Annotated in this window: 14 protein-coding genes; all 14 read right to left on the reverse strand. The window is 56.5% G+C overall.

From position 1 onward, the window contains the following. Positions 1-125: 125 nt before the first annotated feature. Positions 126-521, reverse strand: a complete 396-nt coding sequence (locus HQN87_RS04380; RefSeq protein ID WP_173128340.1) for a diacylglycerol kinase family protein — start codon at positions 519-521, stop codon at positions 126-128. Further along, positions 521-1,021 (reverse strand): rRNA maturation RNase YbeY, encoded by a 501-nt coding sequence (ybeY, locus tag HQN87_RS04385; RefSeq protein ID WP_173128343.1) that lies wholly within the window; start codon positions 1,019-1,021, stop codon positions 521-523. The genes HQN87_RS04380 and ybeY overlap by 1 nt, the downstream gene beginning before the upstream one ends. After that, the gene (locus HQN87_RS04390; protein WP_173128346.1) at positions 993-3,272 is read right to left on the reverse strand and encodes an HD family phosphohydrolase; all 2,280 of its coding nucleotides are present in this window, start codon (positions 3,270-3,272) and stop codon (positions 993-995) included. The genes ybeY and HQN87_RS04390 overlap by 29 nt, the downstream gene beginning before the upstream one ends. A gap of 17 nt (positions 3,273-3,289) precedes the next feature. Continuing rightward, the gene (locus tag HQN87_RS04395; protein WP_173128349.1) at positions 3,290-4,261 is read right to left on the reverse strand and encodes a PhoH family protein; all 972 of its coding nucleotides are present in this window, start codon (positions 4,259-4,261) and stop codon (positions 3,290-3,292) included. Between the two features lie 15 nt (positions 4,262-4,276). Then, a complete protein-coding gene (gene yqfD / locus HQN87_RS04400) occupies positions 4,277-5,458 on the reverse strand; it encodes a sporulation protein YqfD (RefSeq protein ID WP_173128352.1) in 1,182 nt (393 codons plus the stop codon). Next, a complete protein-coding gene (yqfC, locus tag HQN87_RS04405) occupies positions 5,455-5,748 on the reverse strand; it encodes a sporulation protein YqfC (RefSeq protein WP_173128355.1) in 294 nt (97 codons plus the stop codon). The genes yqfD and yqfC overlap by 4 nt, the downstream gene beginning before the upstream one ends. Positions 5,749-5,920: 172 nt before the next feature. Continuing rightward, a complete protein-coding gene (locus tag HQN87_RS04410) occupies positions 5,921-6,526 on the reverse strand; it encodes a hypothetical protein (protein ID WP_173128358.1) in 606 nt (201 codons plus the stop codon). Positions 6,527-6,542: 16 nt separating this feature from the next. Further along, positions 6,543-7,544 (reverse strand): flotillin-like protein FloA, encoded by a 1,002-nt coding sequence (gene floA, locus HQN87_RS04415; RefSeq protein WP_173128361.1) that lies wholly within the window; start codon positions 7,542-7,544, stop codon positions 6,543-6,545. Between the two features lie 35 nt (positions 7,545-7,579). Then, on the reverse strand, positions 7,580-8,911 hold the full coding sequence (locus HQN87_RS04420) for an NfeD family protein (protein WP_436836454.1): 1,332 nt from the start codon (positions 8,909-8,911) through the stop codon (positions 7,580-7,582). Between the two features lie 244 nt (positions 8,912-9,155). Then, positions 9,156-9,599, reverse strand: coding sequence for a GatB/YqeY domain-containing protein (locus HQN87_RS04425; protein ID WP_173128367.1), 444 nt, complete (start codon positions 9,597-9,599; stop codon positions 9,156-9,158). 15 nt (positions 9,600-9,614) lie between these two features. Beyond that, positions 9,615-9,788 (reverse strand): 30S ribosomal protein S21, encoded by a 174-nt coding sequence (rpsU, locus tag HQN87_RS04430; protein WP_005547957.1) that lies wholly within the window; start codon positions 9,786-9,788, stop codon positions 9,615-9,617. 142 nt (positions 9,789-9,930) lie between these two features. Then, positions 9,931-10,290 carry a histidine triad nucleotide-binding protein gene (locus tag HQN87_RS04435; RefSeq protein ID WP_173128370.1) on the reverse strand — a complete coding sequence of 120 codons (360 nt, stop codon included), beginning with the start codon at positions 10,288-10,290 and terminating at the stop codon, positions 9,931-9,933. A 1,225-nt stretch (positions 10,291-11,515) separates the two neighbouring features. Beyond that, positions 11,516-15,178 carry an AAA family ATPase gene (locus HQN87_RS04440; protein WP_173128373.1) on the reverse strand — a complete coding sequence of 1,221 codons (3,663 nt, stop codon included), beginning with the start codon at positions 15,176-15,178 and terminating at the stop codon, positions 11,516-11,518. Continuing rightward, a complete protein-coding gene (locus HQN87_RS04445; RefSeq protein WP_173128376.1) occupies positions 15,175-16,362 on the reverse strand; it encodes an exonuclease SbcCD subunit D in 1,188 nt (395 codons plus the stop codon). Before HQN87_RS04445 ends, HQN87_RS04440 begins: the two co-directional genes overlap by 4 nt. Positions 16,363-16,395 lie beyond the last annotated feature (33 nt).

Consider the following 16,395-nt stretch of genomic DNA (forward strand, 5'->3'; position numbering starts at 1 on the left):
TTATTCTTCGTACAAAACCCGCTTTGTAAACATAACAAACTTAACCCGGTTTTGTCGTTCTAAGTAAAGATGACGGAACGCACAAAGCGGGTCCGCCTCTTACATAAGCTGAAGTTGTAAACTGATTATGACATAAGACTCGTGATCCAGTCCATCACGGGATGATAAAAAACATAGATTCCGGCTATAACGGCAAACACCGCCGTAAGCAGGACGGCTCCTGCGGCGGTATCTTTGGCCTTCTTGGCCAAGGGGTGTATCTCCGGCGAGAGCAGGTCAATCGTTGCTTCAATCGCCGTGTTCAGCAGCTCGGCTGCAAGCACCAGTGTGATCGCCAGCAGCAGCAGCATCCAGCTTGACAGAGGGAGCCTGAATACAGCAGCGGCGGCCAGCACAAGAACAGCGAGGCCGCTGTGCACCTTCATATTCAGCTCCGACCGGAACGCCGCCGCAATGCCATGAGCCGCAAACCGGAAGGAATGCCAGAATTTTTTGTGGCCAACCGCCGTATTCTTGACCATTAGCGTGTCAACCCGACCTGAGCCAGCACCTTCTCCTGCTTGGACATCATCTCGGCCTCGGCTTCCGGCTCCTGATGGTCATAGCCCAGCAAATGCAGGAACCCGTGGACGAACAGGAAGCCCAGTTCCCGCTCCAGCGAATGGCCGTATTCCAGCGCCTGCTCTTGCGCACGGGTGACAGAGATGATGATATCCCCCAGCACGTAAGGAACCTCTTCCAGATCTTCATCTTCCTCTGCCTCAGCGTATATAATCTCCGGTTCGTCTTCCCCGGTCTCATTCATCGCGAAGGACAGCACATCCGTCGGACGGTCAATTCCCCGGTATTCCAGATTCAGCTCATGAATACGTTCATTATTGACAAAGGTAAGATCCACTTCGCCCGTGTCAATCCCTTCGGCTTCACCCGCCTTCTGCAGAATTTTCTCCAGCAGCTCAATCAGATCGCCGTTAATTTCATATTCATCCTGTTCATTGTTCCAAACGACGCTCAGGCTCATTTTTGCTGGCCCCTTCCTCTTTTTTGGGCTTGCGCACATCCTCGGGGTATTCAATCCGGGAATGGAAAATGCCCATTACTGTCTCTTTAAGTGTCCGTGCAATAATATCCAGCTCCTTGATGGTCAGATCACATTCATCGAACTGATGGTCATCGAGCCGGCTTTTGATGATTTTCTCAATCATGGTCTCAACCTGCACAACGGTCGGTTTGCGGAGCGAACGGACCGCGGCCTCCACACTGTCGGCGATCCCGACGACTGCCGATTCCTTCGACTGCGCCTTCGGGCCCGGATAACGGAAATCTTCCTCCGTGAAGTCCGGCTCCACCCCTTTTTCTTCCGCAAGCTTCAGCGCTTTATGATAAAAATAATGCAGGAAGGTCGTGCCATGATGCTGCTCCGCAATATCCCGGATCGGCTTCGGCAGCTTATATTCTTTCTGCATCTCGACCCCGTCACGGGCATGGGCCACAATGATGGATTTGCTCAGCTTCGGCTCAATTGAGTCATGAGGATTCTCCATATTGTTCTGGTTCTCGATGAAATAGAACGGCCGCTTCGTCTTGCCGATATCATGATAATACGACCCCACCCGGCAGAGCAGGCCGTCCGCACCAATCGCTTCCGCCGCAGCCTCAGACAGATTGCCCACCATCACACTGTGGTGATAGGTTCCCGGCGTCTCTGTAAGCAGCTTGCGCAGCAGCGGATGGTTCGGGTTCGATAATTCGACGAGCTTCAGAGCCGACAGAATGCCGAACGTAGCCTCGAAGAAAGGCATCAGCCCGATGACCAGTACAGCAGTGAGCAGACCGCCGGCAAAGGAGAAGCCCAGGGCATACAAAGTATTGGTCTCGTTCCACACGCCTCCGCTTAACATGGTCAGTATGGCTACCGTCAGACAGCCGAACAGGGACACCATGATCCCGCCCTTCAGCAGCGTAGAGCGCTGTCCGGCACGATGAGTGGAGAAGATCGCGACATAACTCACGATAAGGGCAAAGAACCCGAAGGTGAAATCAAATACGGTGCTCTGCTGGACATTCAGGATAATACTGGCCAATACACTGAACAGAATGGAACAGAAATAGGCTAAGGTCATGTCCAGCAGCATCGTGATCAGCATCGCCCCGACAGCAACCGGAGCCAGGAAGCCGATATACGTCCTGACGTCCGTCTGCAGGAAGGCGGTCAGCTTCATCATAATAATCGTAATGATAAATACCAGTACCAGCATAAGCAGCTGGGAGTTATTATACTTGAACCCGGAGGCTCCTCCGCTATAACGGATAAAGGTCAGGAGGCCAAAGGACAGAAGCGCAGAGAGCAGCAGCAGGCCCAGTTGCGGCCAATAGTTGACTTCTTTGCTGAGCAGCCCGTTCTCATCCAGCAGCTTATACAGCTCGGGAGTAATCTCCTGATTCTTGGCGACCAGCACATCCCCCTGCTCGATGAACACATCCGGCGTATTCTGGCGGGCCTGCACCTTCGCTTCCTTCGTGGCTTCCTCGTCATAGAATTTGTTGCTGGTTATAACCAGCCGCACCAGCTCCTGCACCACCTCACGGGCGGTCCGCTGGCTCAGTGAACTGACGCTGACCTGCTCGGCCACCTTGGCGCGTGCGGTCTGGGCGTCGGTAATCTGGTCATTCATCAGCTTGATGACTATATCCCGGGCGACCGGCTTCATCTCGATGATGTCCTGGGAGGTCAGCCGTGGGATCTTAATATACGTTTCTTCCGGAATAACATAGGTCTGGTCGTTGATGACAGACTGCATTTCATCCAGCAGATGCTCGGAATACGTTCCGGCTTTGCTGCTGGCAGCCACAAAATTAAGTATAAAATCACTGGCGCGCCGCGGAATCTCCTCCCGGTAGATTTCCGTCTTCTCGCTCTGTGATATCGTATCATCCTGATTCAGCCGGTCGATCCGGTCTAGCAGCAGGGTTACGAGATTCTCAGTTCTCATAGGTATGATTGCATACCGGTTGGTCACGTTCTCGGCCGCTGTCTCCTGGGCTTTCAGCTTGGCATTGGTGTCCAGGATTTGCTTGGGGGCTGTAATCTCCTTGGCACTGCGGGTCCCCTCTTTGATATCATACTTTTTGGGCAGCAGATCAGAGGATAGACTGAAGTAGAATACAAGCCCCAGTAACAGGAAAAGAGCATAGCGCGAAACCGCGCTATACTTCCACCCGCTGGTGCTATATACAAATCCGCTTAATTTCGATGGTTGCTTTGAGGCCATGAAGACAATCCCCTTTTTTATTGGAGGTTTTCGGCAGAGCGGTCATAGGCAACGATAATTTTCTGCACCAGGGAATGCCGGACTACGTCTTGTTCTGCGAAGTAGACGAAGCCAAGCTCCTCAATACCGGAAAGAATCGTTTTGGCTTCAATCAGCCCTGACTTCTTGCCGCGCGGCAAATCGATCTGGGTAACATCGCCGGTGATGACCATCTTGGAGCCGAAGCCCAGACGGGTGAGGAACATTTTCATCTGCTCTGGAGTCGTATTCTGGGCTTCATCGAGGATTATAAAAGCATCCTCCAGCGTACGCCCGCGCATATAAGCAAGCGGTGCAATCTCAATCAGCCCGCGCTCCAGCGCCTTGGCCACCTGATCAGGCCCCATAACGTCATATAAGGCGTCGTAGAGCGGACGAAGATAAGGATCAACCTTCTCCTGCAAATCTCCCGGAAGGAAGCCCAGGTTCTCCCCAGCCTCCACGGCCGGACGCGTAAGCACGATACGCTTAACCGAGCCTTCCTTCAGTGCGGTTACGGCGAGCACCACGGCAAGATAGGTCTTACCGGTTCCCGCCGGCCCGATGCCAAAGACGATATCACGCTTTTTGATCGTTGTCACATAATGTTTCTGGCCAATGGTCTTGACACGGATCGGTTTGCCCCGGAAAGTCGTCGTAATCTCACCCTTGAACAGGTCAAGCAGCTGGTCGGCACGGAAATCCTTCGCCAGCTCCACGGCATACTGCACATCACGTTCACTTAGCACGTAACCCCCGCGTACGAGGGACAGCAGCACGTTGAACAATTGACCCAGCATGTCCACTTCCCGCTCCGCACCGCGTATGGTAATTTCTGCTTCACGTGAGTTGATGACCGCCGGGATCTCTTTTTCGATGATTTTCAGGAATCCGTCCTGCGGGCCGAACAGGGATTGCGCTTCTCCCGCATTTTGTAAAGATATTTGAATGCTTGCAGTCTGTTCTGACAAGTAGCCTCATTCTCCTCAATTGTTTACTATCGGAAGTTCTTCCGCAATTCTCTCTTCCACCTCAAACAGCACTTTCATATAAACTTTACCATTCTCTTTCTTCTCATGCAAAATTTTTTGACTTTTGATGACGCTATCAGCGCCATAACGCGCGAAAATATCACTCTTCGCCCGCGTCAGCCCTTCCGTACGGGCCTCCTCCGGAGTAAGCGCTTCAGTGGTATATTTAACCTCCAGCTCTTTCTCGGTCATCAGGCCCAGCGGCAGCTCAAAGGAACGCCAAGACAGCATGTCGGGCTCCGTAAGCGTGCGCGATTTGTCAAAGCCGGAATCCCCGTAGCCCCAGAGCTGAACCGCCCATTTGCCGAGTACGAGATATGTGCGGTCTTTGCGTTCTCCAGTATAAGCGCTGCCCGTTCTCTGGAGCGGCACCTCCAGCTTGTATTCATGCCATACCAGGCCTTTAACGTTGCCTTTGGCAACCACAAATTCTGTATTTTCCTCGTCACCCAGCGCTCCTGAGATCAGGATATCCCCTTTTTTGACACGTGAATTGCGGCTCACGACAGGTCTGCCCTGCTCTGCATAGATCTCGGTGACTACCGCATCGGTCCGGCTGATTAGATGACGCTGGCTGAGCAGCGGCTTCTGCTCCGGGCGGTCGGCTTCGACGACCTGGATGGTAATGCTCGTCCCCGTCCGGTGGAACCCGGCCCAGGTCAGCCCCGGAACAAGGCTGGTCAGCTCCCTGGATAGCTCGTCCGACTCTTTCATACGCCAGATCCACTGAAGCGGGTAGACCCCCTCCCTGCGGGCGGCTTCCAGGATGTCCTCGGTGGGAATGCGGGTATTCCCCTCAACCTTGACGCTCCACACCATAGAGGACAGCAGCAGCAGCCCTACACCGAACACAAGCACACCTGCGGCAAAAAACTTCCGTTTCCACAAGCGCGCGATTCTAAACGGAAGCCCGTGACGGGCCGTAACATGCATCCGGCAGCCTGTCTGCTTCAGAAGCGGGCGGAGACTGAAAAAGTCATCCAGCAGCAGATTCAAAGAAGCGCCGTCCCCGGCAGGCCTCACATCCCAGATGATGATGCCCGCTCCGGTTACAGCATTGATAAACCGTTCCACCTGCGGTCCCGTCACATGCAGTGTAACGAACCCCCGCAGCGATGACAGAGGCGGCTCTTTCATGGATTCTCCCCACTTTCCTTATATCTGATTTCACTGATAATCCCGATTACAGCAAGCTCCTGGCCCAGAATATTACGGATCACCAGCTCTTCGCCGGTAATCTCCAGAACGCCTTTGACAAGCGCCAGCCTGAGCTGCTCCGATGAGAAATGCAGCACGCCGCGGTGGTTCTCAATATACAGTTCCTTGTTGCCGATCAGGGTGATCCGGGGCATCTCCTGCAGCACATCCTGCGGAAGATCCAGTACCCCGTTTGTCCATCCCCGCAGCCTGCGGCCGATACGGGTCATAAGTAGACGCTCCCCCTTCCTGCCTTCTGTACACCTTATGCGGTAACGCACTTTTTTATGAGAGCAAAAAAAAGCCTGAATCCTCTCCGGTCAGGGAGCAGATTCAAGCTTATGTGTATAGATCAATGGAATTGTGGCCGGAAGCGGCCGCCGCTAACGGCAGTGCTCCGCTTTAGCGGCGCGTGGAATGCGGCAGGCGGGCACGGGGCGGGCCCAGCACCTCAGCCCACATGAGGCCGCTGCGCAGCGCTTCACGGTCACCGACGAGCAGATGGCGGGCAAGTGCATCTTGGGATGCGTCCCGGCTGTCTCCTGCAGCATCAGAGCCCGCAGACGGCACGGCTGCCGCCATCCCGTCAAACGCAGCCTGCATTCGCTCCAGCTCCTCCTGCATGCGCGCTATACGGACCTCTACGCCGTCCAGGTCCCCGGTCTGCTCCAGAGACACGCCTTCGCCTGTCTCGTAATCAGGAGCAGGCTGTGCCGCCTGCCCGGGCCACTCAGGCGTTGCGCCGGACTCCTGCGCCTCCTGCTCCGGCTCAGGCCGGCCCGAAGCCGCCCGGCCTCCGGCAGGCGCCGGGAATCCGCTGCCCGGCTGTTCAGGGCGTCCGCTGTCCGCTGTCCGGGCAGGAGTACGGGGGCGGCGCAGCGGATTGCCTTCGCCCCCGCCGCCAAAGGTCGGCATGCCTCCGCGCGGGGCTGATTTTCCTTTATTTTTATTCCAGTTCGTAATGATCGCGATCACTGCAATCACCACCAAATAGATCAAGCTGCTCATGGGGAATCACATCCCTTTATTTGTGGGGCGGACGGCTGCTGTCGTCCCCGTCGTTTAGTTTGCCGAGCGAACCGCGCATTTGCGTGTCGGCCTCAATGTTTTTGAGATTCATGTAATCCATCACTCCAAGCTTGCCGGAGCGCAGCGCTTCGGCCATCGCCAGCGGAACCTGGGATTCGGATTCAACCACCAGTGCCTTCATTTCGACCACCCGGGCCTTCATTTCCTGCTCATGGGCAACGGCCATGGCTCTGCGTTCCTCCGCCTTGGCCTGGGCAATGCGCTTATCCGCCTCCGCCTGCTCAGTCTGCAGGTAAGCGCCGATATTCTTGCCGACATCCACATCCGCAATATCAATCGACAGAATCTCAAAGGCTGTACCTGAATCCAGCCCCTTGGACAGAACCGTCCGGGAGATGGAATCGGGATTCTCCAGTACGTCCTTATGCGAATTACTTGAGCCTACTGTGGTTACAATCCCCTCGCCGACACGGGCAATAATGGTTTCTTCCCCCGCACCGCCGACAAGGCGGTCAATATTCGCCCGGACCGTCACCCGCGCCTTGACCTTAACTTCAATCCCGTTCTTGGCAACGGCCGCAACAATCGGCGTCTCGATTACCCGCGGGTTAACGCTCATCTGAACGGCCAGCAGCACATCGCGTCCGGCCAGATCAATGGCCGCGGCACGCGTGAATTCCAGCGGAATATCCGCTCTCTGAGCTGCAATCAGCGCATTAACTACCCGGTCTACGTTCCCTCCGGCAAGGTAATGGCTCTCAAGCTGATTGATATTCAGACCGAGCCCGGCCTTGGTGGCCTTAATCAGCGGATTGACAATCCGGCTCGGCGTGACCCGGCGCAGACGCATTGCCACCAGTGTAATAATGCTGATTTTGACACCGGATGCCCAGGCAGACACCCAGAGCATAACCGGGAAGAAGCTGAAGAATACGCTTAGTACAATGATCACGACAACCGCGATCAGCAGAAAAGTAATCATAGATGCTTCCATCATACGTTTGATAACCTCCGTAATTTTTTTGAGCAGCCTTAGTTCACAGCTTCCTTCACAACCACACGGCCTCCCTCGACCTTCACCACTGAAACCGCAGTGTGCGCATCAATGAATCCGCCCTCTGTAACCACATCTATCCGCTCACCGCCAATGGCGGCGGTTCCGGCTGGACGCAGCGGCGTTACACTGATTCCTGAGGCTCCGATCAGACGTAGCTTCTCCTGGACAGGCACATAACCCTGATCTTTGGTAAGGCTGTCCTGAAGGATGAACCGGTTCCAGATTCCCCGCTCCTTGAAGGCTACGGCGACAATCACTATCACAACTGCCGCTGCTGAAAAAGCAATTCCCAGACTGAACATCGCATGGGTGAAGCTGTATGCCGCTCGGACAACACCCGCCACAAGACTGACTGAGCCCAGCAGCCCCAGGATTCCGAAGCTCGGGACAAACAGCTCCAGCACGAGCATCACCAGCCCCAGAATGAACAGCAGCAGCGTCTCCGCCCCGGCGAAGCCCGCCACATAGTTGCCGAAGAAATAGAGGGCGAATGCCAGTGTACCGACAATTCCGGGCACCCCAAAGCCGGGCACCAGCAGCTCAATGAACACCCCGGCAATTCCGACGAAGAGCAGAATGACCATAATCACCGGGTTGGTCAGAAAATGCGACATTTTCTCCGCACCGGTGTGCTCAACGCGAAAAATGTCGTCTGTGGAGTAACCCAGCCAACTAATCGCCTCATTGGCTGTGCCTGCAATCCGGTCAGCGTAACCGGCCTGAAGCGCTTCCTCGCTGCTTAGAGCAATGATCTCCCCTTGCCTCTTGCTCACGCCGAGTTCGGGCTTGTTCACGGCCAGCTGGAGATCCACCATCCCCGCCGCCACTTCCGGATCACGCCCGTTCAGCGCTGCGGCCCCGGTCATCTTGGATTTCCAATACGATATCATTTTGGCATCCTCTACGCTCTTCCCGTTCATGTCCACCAGCGACGCGGCACCGATCATACTCCCCGGCTTCATGATAATAGCCCCGGCGTTCAGCGCGATATAACTGCCTGCGGAAGCAGCATTGCCCTTGATGTAGGCCACGGTCGGAATCTTGCTGTCCCTGACCATCGTGCCGATGCTTTCGGCGGAATCCACCCGTCCTCCGGGTGTATCAATCTCCAGAACAATCAGAACCGCGCCGTAATTGGCCGCCTCCTGGAATCCCCGTTCGAGGAAACTCTGCAGGCCGCGTTCGATTTCCTGATCTACCGGAATAACGAAGACCGGTCCGTTCACCGTTTCACCTGCAGCCGCCCCCGGTGCACGAACCGCTTCATTATCTGCCCGGGCAGTCCCCGCTACCGGCAGCAGAAGAATCAGCCATGCGGCGATGCAGGACAAGATGATGGTGCGTAACCTGTTCAAGCTGGCGCCCCCCTTTGTAAGCACATGTAACCTTTCGCATTCTTATCATATATTATAACGCAGCAGATAATCCTAGTACGACCGGTTCGATCCGGGCGTTTCATCGGCTTTGCACATTCATATTGCACTAGGAAAACTGGGATTAATTATGTATATAATGAAAAACACCCCTAATTAAAGGGGTGCTAGCGTTATATTATTGCAGAAATTGCTGAACCGCCTGGTTCACGAGTTTACCATCGGCGCGACCTTTGACCTTAGGCATCAGTGCGCTCATCACCTTACCCATTTCACTTTTCGAAGAAGCACCGGTTTCCTGGATGGTCTGCTGTACAATTACTTTAATTTCTTCTTCGGAAAGCTGCTCGGGAAGATATTTAATGATAATCTCGATTTCTGCCTTAGTACTCGCGGCAAGCTCTTCGCGACCCGCTGCTTCAAATTCTTGGAGGGCATCTTTGCGCTGTTTGATTTCACGACTAAGGATATCAAGCACTTCGTTGTCGTCTAATGTTCTCTTCAAATCTATTTCAAGATACTTTATTGTAGAACGAACCATTCGAATGGTGGAGAGTGTGAACTTGTCCTTACTCTTCATCGCTTGCTTCATATCTTCGTTCAATCGTTCGCTAAGATTCATGCGTGGGTAATCCTCCTAAAACTTTCTCTTACGAGCAGCCTCAGACTTCTTCTTGCGCTTTACGCTTGGCTTCTCATAATGCTTGCGTTTCTTCACCTCAGCCAAGACACCATCCTTAGCAATGGAACGTTTAAAGCGACGAAGTGCAGCATCAATTGTCTCGTTTTTGCGAACTTTCGTTTCAGACACCAGTTTTCCCTCCCTCCGACCAGACCGTCCAAGAGCATAACAACACGGTTCATCACCTTTCATTATAGGTCAAACCTAAATAAGGTGTCAACCTTCGTTTTATTCTTTTTTCAGTCCGGGGTTGTGTGCTTAAAATTCCTTCTTAGGCGTGGGAAGCGGAGTTCCCAACCAGCGCTCCGAGCTTGGTACCCCCAAGCAGATGATAATGCAAATGAGGCACCGCCTGCCCGCTGTCCGGGCCGCAATTGTTGATCAGCCGGTATCCGGTATCCGCGATTCCCAGCTCACCTGCAATCTGCTGGGCCACGGCATGAATCTCGCCGATCAGCGGCAGATCCTCAGGCGTAACGTCATTCATGGAAGCGATGAATTTCTTCGGGATAATCAGCACATGCACTGGGGCTGCAGGCTCAATGTCGTAGAATGCGAGAATCCGCTCGTTTTCAAACACTTTTTTGCACGGGATCGAACCTTCAATAATTTTGCTGAATACAGTTTCCATACCACGCTTCCTCCCATTGATTGTGTAATGCAGAAGCTTGCATCCGGCACTTTCCGCGGCACAGTCCTGGTGTCCGGCGGGGCGCATTTGCCTGAATGTCTTCCTGACTTCCGGCCTGATTTGCTTCGCGACAAATAGTTAGTATATGGCTCTAATCATACAGGATGTTGAGCGATTGTGAAAGTCAGGGACGGCATTCCCTGCAAACAAATAACAGGTGCCGGGCTGCCAGCAGAATCATCCGCTCAAATTCAGGCAGATTCGTATACAAAACACTCTAACTGGTGAATGAAGTAAGAAATGATGCGGCTCATGCAGTCTGTAATGCGGCCTATGTACCTGTAAGGCGACCAATGAAGCCTGTAAGGCGAACTCAGGATTCTCCATTCGCCTACTTCTGGCGGGATCCGGCATAATGAGGAGCACTAATGCTCTTCATTGGCTCATTTGGGCTACGTCTGGTGTATTCAGGTGTATTAATGCTCCTCATTGGCTCCTTTGGGTAGCGTTTGGTGAATTCAGGTGCATTAATGCTCTTCATTGGCTCATTTGGGTAGCGTATGGTGAATTCAAGTGCATTAATGCTCCTCATTGGCTCATTTGGGTAGCGTATGGTGAATTCAGGTGCATTAATGTTACTCATTGCTCTTCTTCACCCACACTCGGCACAAGCACAGGGATTAGCTCACTTTGACCTCACTATGTGTAGCCGAATTCCGACTGCTTCTAATCATTTCTCCCTTTGACTTCTAATCCTTATGCATAATAAATGGTCCGACTTCCTTGTAAAGCACGACATTCGTTTCTGCGAGAAATAGAAGGAGAAGTTAGCATGTGAAGCATAATGACTCTTTTTAATAAAAACAGGAAGGACAGGCTGTATTATAACAGGTCTGCGGCTACCCTTTACTTCGGTAAATTCAAATATAAGTGATGCAACATTGCTATCCTCTTAAATGGGAAGGGTACCCTTTCAATGAAAACAAAGAACGAAGAAGGATAAGTTACTGTCTGTAACCCCGTATGAGCATCTTGTAAATAAAAAAAGACAAAAAAAAGAAACACCCTTCACAGCTTAGATAAGCTGCTTCGGCGGCGGACGTATGATAAGGAACAATTCCCTGTCATACGTCCGCCGAGGTGTTTCAAATAATGTCGGCTTAGCTGTATTATAACAGGGGGTTGGAGGTGTATCTGTGATTCTTATCACTTCCAACCCCGGGTATTACATTTTTTCGAGCAGGATCGTTGAACCCCCGCCGCCCTGCCCTGCGGGAACTACAATCAGCTTGCGCGGCAGTCGGGCCCGAAGCTCGGGGACATGGCTGATGATGCCTACGGACAACTGATCATTATGCAGCCGCTCCAGTGAAGTAATCACTGTATCGAGCAGGTCCGGGTCCAGTGTGCCAAAGCCCTCATCCAGGAAAAAGAATTGCAGCGGATATTGCCCACGCAGCTGGATCTGGGCCGACAGGGCAAGCGCCAGCGACAGGGAGGTCAGGAAGGTCTCTCCCCCGGACAACGTGGACACCGGCCGTCTGACGCCGCCGTTCCCGTCATCCCGGATGACGAATCCCCCGCCCGAATCCACTTCCAGCGCGTAACGCTGCTTGCTCAGGAAACGGAGCCGCTGTGAGGCGGCCTGACAGACCTGCATCAGCTGTTCCTCCGCAATATACTCCACAAAAGCATTGCCGCGCAGCACAGTCTGCAGCTTGGATAAACGCTCCTGAAGCGCCGCATATCCCGCTCTCTTGTCCTCAAGCTCCACCCAGCGGATATGGCGCTGCTGCAGATCCTCCAGATCCCGCTCCGCCCGTGCCCGGGCCTGAAGCGAGATTTCGTCGTCCTCCCTGCAATTGCGCAGCGCTTCCTGGCTCTCCTGCCATTCTTCACGGCTGAGCACAGCTCCAGCCAGCTTGTCCTCAATGCTACGCAGCTGCAGCGCACACTCAGCTTCCTCCTCCCGGTGCGCCTTCACCCGCTCAGCGGCCTGCGTCCGTTCTCCAATCTCCAGCGACGAGGCCTCGACCTCTGCGGCTGAGGCGAACGGTGAAGACTGCAGACTCTCCTCCCACTGGGCAGCGGCTGCAGTATAATGCTCCTGCGCCGACTCTGCCGCCTGACGGGCTACCGCAGCTTCACGGGTCTGCTGCTGGGCCTTCTCCGCTGCCAGGCGGTGTCCCTGCCGGCTGCGTTCGAGCGCAGTCTGCAGTTCAAGCAGCCTGCGCTCACACTCGGCCAGCAGCGCCCCCGCAGGGCGGCCGCCGGTCCCTTCCCTCAGCCGCTGCTCTTTGTCGCGCGCAAGCGCCTCCTTGCCTTCCAGCTGCGCATCCCACTGCGCCAGCTCCTTGTCCAGCCCGGCCAGTTGTTCGTTCAGCGTCTGCACCGCGAGACTCTTATCTTCCAGGAACTTGACGCTGATCTCCAGCCGGCTGCGGATTTCCTCGGCGCGTTCATCCTTGCCGAGCATCTCACGGTAGGTTGCCTCAGCCGCTTCCGGGGCAAGCTCCGGAAAGCGGCTGTTCCATTCTTCCCTAAGCTTATCGGCGGAACCGGCCAGCTGTGCTGCCTTGGCAGCCAGATCTTGCAGCCAGGTCTGCTCCGCTTCAACACCTGCCGCTTCCTTGTGATACAGCTGCTCCAGCTCCTGCATGGAACGCTGCCAGTCTGCGGCCGCACGGCGCAGCTCTGCGGAGCGGCCTTTGAGGGCCGACAACTGGTCGTTCAAGGCGGACAGCTCGTTATTCATCGCGGCTAGAGCAAGTTCATCCGGCAGCGGTGCGGTTGTTGGCGCCGCCGGAGCGTTGAGGGAACCGGAATCCGCGTAGGACTCAGTACTGGCAGGGAACCCGGAACCTGGGTGGGTCTCTTCACTGGCGAGGGAACTGGAATCTGCGTGGGTCTCTTCACTGGCAGGGAACCCGGAACCTGGGTGAGGTTCTGCACGGGTGAGGGAACCGGAACCTGAGTGAGACTCGGTGCTGTCGAGGGTACCAGGAGCGGCATGGGAGGCAAGGATTGTGGTCTTGTCCGTAGCTGTTTCTGTTCCAGCGGCAGTCTGGTTCATTGCTTCTTCCGGTGCTGCTCCCCCTAGTTGAGCGAGCCATGAACTGTCCTGCGCCAGCAGGCTATGCAGCAGATGGCGCGTCTCCAGCGCCTGCCGGGCCTGAGTGCGGACATGGCGGAGCCGGGTGTCCAGCTCATCCAGCGCCCCCTGCTCCTGCTTCAGCGCAGGGGAGGGGTGATGTTCGCTGCCGCATACCGGGCAGGGAACCCCTGCCTGGAGTTCACCGGCGAGCGCCTGCGAGAGCCGGTGAACCTCCTGCTCCTTCAGGGCAGCCTCCAGCGCGCTGATGTGCAGCTCCAAGCGGCCGGCAGCGGCTCCCGCTGTCCCTTCGGCCGCCCGCAGCTCTTCCTGGTGCAGGGCAGCGGCGGCCAGCAGCTCTCCGCGCCCGGCATCCAGCGCCTGCCGCCGCGCAGCAGCAGCGGCCAGCCGCGCCTGCGCCGCCGCGAGCACCGCCGCGCGGTCCTGGCGCTCACGTTCTGCCGATTCCCGCTGGGCCTCGGCAGAACGCAGTCCCTGCAGTCTCTGCATGGCTTCCTGCAGAGACTGCCGCTCCTGGGAGCGGACCGCCAGCGGCTGCAGGCTCTGCTGCAGCTCGTGCTGTTTCTTTTGGCCGCGGGCCAAAAGTTCACGCTCCCGGGCCAGGCTCTCCCTCCCGGCGGCCAGGCCCCGGGCGGCTTCCTCGCGGCGTGCCTGCAGCGCCGCGCGCTCGCGGTGCAATTCGCCGAGCTCAGCTTCCAGCTCGAGCGCGCGCCGGTACCGGCCCTCCTCCTGACGGAGGGCCGGCTCACCTGCGGACAGCGCGGCTTGTGCCGCCGCTTCCGCTTCCCCCGCTGCCGCCGCTTCCTGCACGGCAGCTGCGGCCAGTGCCTCAAGGCCCACGGCGCGCTGCGCCCGGGCCTTCCAGGCCTCTTCCGCGCTGCGCCAGGCCTTCAGCGCGGGCAATCTCCGCTCGGCATCGTCCGCCTTGCCGAGCCTTTGCTCCAGGAGGAGGATCTGCTCCTCCTGGGCCAGAAGCGCCTGCCGCTGCAGCCTGCGGCGCTCATGCTCGTCCTGCAGCTCGCGGATACGGGCGTAGCGCTCAGCGCGCTCTACCGCCTCTGCAAGCCGCTTGCGGCAGTCCGCCGCATGGCGGACCGCCTCCTGCACGCGGACGGCTGCGGCATCCACATCCTCCTTGCCTGCGCTGCCCAGCCCCTGCTGCTCGGCTTCAACAGCGCGGAGCGCCGCCTCATTCTCTTTGACGCGGCGGCTAAGCTTCAGTGCCAGACCGTCTCCATACTGCTCCAGATGGAACAGGCGCTGGAGCATCTGCCTGCGGTCTACACCGCGCAAGGACAGGAACTCGGCGAACTTGCCCTGCGGCAGGACAACCGCCCGGGTGAAGTCATCCATCTTCAGTCCGATATGCTCTTCCACACAGCGGGTGACATCCGCCAGCTTATCGGCCATGACGGTATCCCCGTCCTCCTTAACCTCAATGAACCGGCTGATCGTATTGCTGACGGACTGTTCGCCGGTCCGTTTGAACTTACGCTCCACCCGGTAGCGCCTTGTCCCCGAAGACGAGGTCAATTCGAAGGTGAACGCCACACTGAGCTGATCCTCGGAATGGTTCATGATGCCCTGGGTTCCGTTCACCGCGCGTTCTACCTTGCCGTACATCGCCAGCGTAATGGCATCCAGCAGGCTGGATTTGCCGCTGCCGGTCGGGCCAAAAATCCCGAACAATCCCGTCTCGGTCAGACTGGCAAAATCAATCTCCTGCTGCTCCCTGTAGCTCTGCAGCCCGGACACCTTCAGTAGTATCGGTTTCACTTCAGTAACTCCTCCCCTTCAGCAGGCTCCTGCCGTTCTTCCTCCGCCAGCTCCAGGAACAGCTCAATCAGGCTGTCCTCAGGTTCCGCCCCGCCGGTCTGGCGCTGATAGAATCTGCGGAACAGCTCCTGCACCGGCATCCGTGAGCGTGCCGTCTCTTCCAGCTCCTGCTCCATCTGCGGATATATCGGACGGATATGTACGATGCCTTCCCGTGACTTGCGCAGACGCTGGATATCGTTCATGGACATGGCTTCTGTCAGCCGAAGCTCCAGATCAATGAATGCGCCCGCATCCCTGCCTTCATCCAGCCAGCCGTACACCTCCTGCAATCCGCCCGCAGACTTCCAGTTCACCAGCGGACGCCCGCTGCGCAGATAGATCTCCTCGAACACAGGCTCCCCGCCGGGGGCAACGTCAATCAATGCCACGGACTTTGCCTGTCCTGCTTCCGAGAAGCTGTACGCCAGCGGCGAGCCGCTGTAGCGGATCATTCCGTCGCCCTTGACCCGCTGGGCACGGTGAAGATGGCCAAGCGCCGTGTACTGTGCGCCGCAGGAGAGGGCCGAAGGATCAACGGTATAGGCACCGCCTACCTGAATCGGCCGCTCGGAGTCACACTCCACACCGCCCAGCACATAAATATGGCTCATCGCCAGATTGACCGTCTGCGGTGTGAACTCCCGGCCGAGCATCTGCATCAGCCTGCCGACGCGTGCACTGTAAGCCAGCCGCAGCTCAGCCTCTCCGCTGTCCCCGGCGAGCAGCTCGCCAAGCCGGGCTTCGGAGGGGTAGGGAAGCGCAGCGATTTTGGCAATCTCACCGGTTCTTGCAGCATGCACTGTCACCGGCTCGGAAGTCGGCATCCCCACCAGCGTGATTCCCTGTCTGCGGACAAGCGGGGATACGGAAGCCACACGCTCCGGCTGGTCGTGATTGCCGGAGATGACAACCAGCGGCCGGCCGTTCGCTGTCAGTCTGGCCGCCGCATCATAGAACAGCTGCTCAGCCGCAGCGGGAGGATTGACCGAATCATAGACATCTCCCGCCATCAGAATCAGATCCGCCCCGGAGGAATCTGCAATCTCCACCAGTTCATCCATGAACTGCTCCTGCTCCTTCTGCCGGCTTCTGCCCTCCAGCGTCCGCCCCAGATGCCAGTCTCCCGTATGCAATATGCGCATTTACGCCCTCTTTTCCCCGCCTGTCTGCGGCAA

The sequence above is a fragment of the Paenibacillus tritici genome (assembly GCF_013204885.1).
In the GTDB taxonomy this organism is placed as follows: Bacteria; Bacillota; Bacilli; order Paenibacillales; family Paenibacillaceae; genus Paenibacillus_AQ; species Paenibacillus_AQ tritici.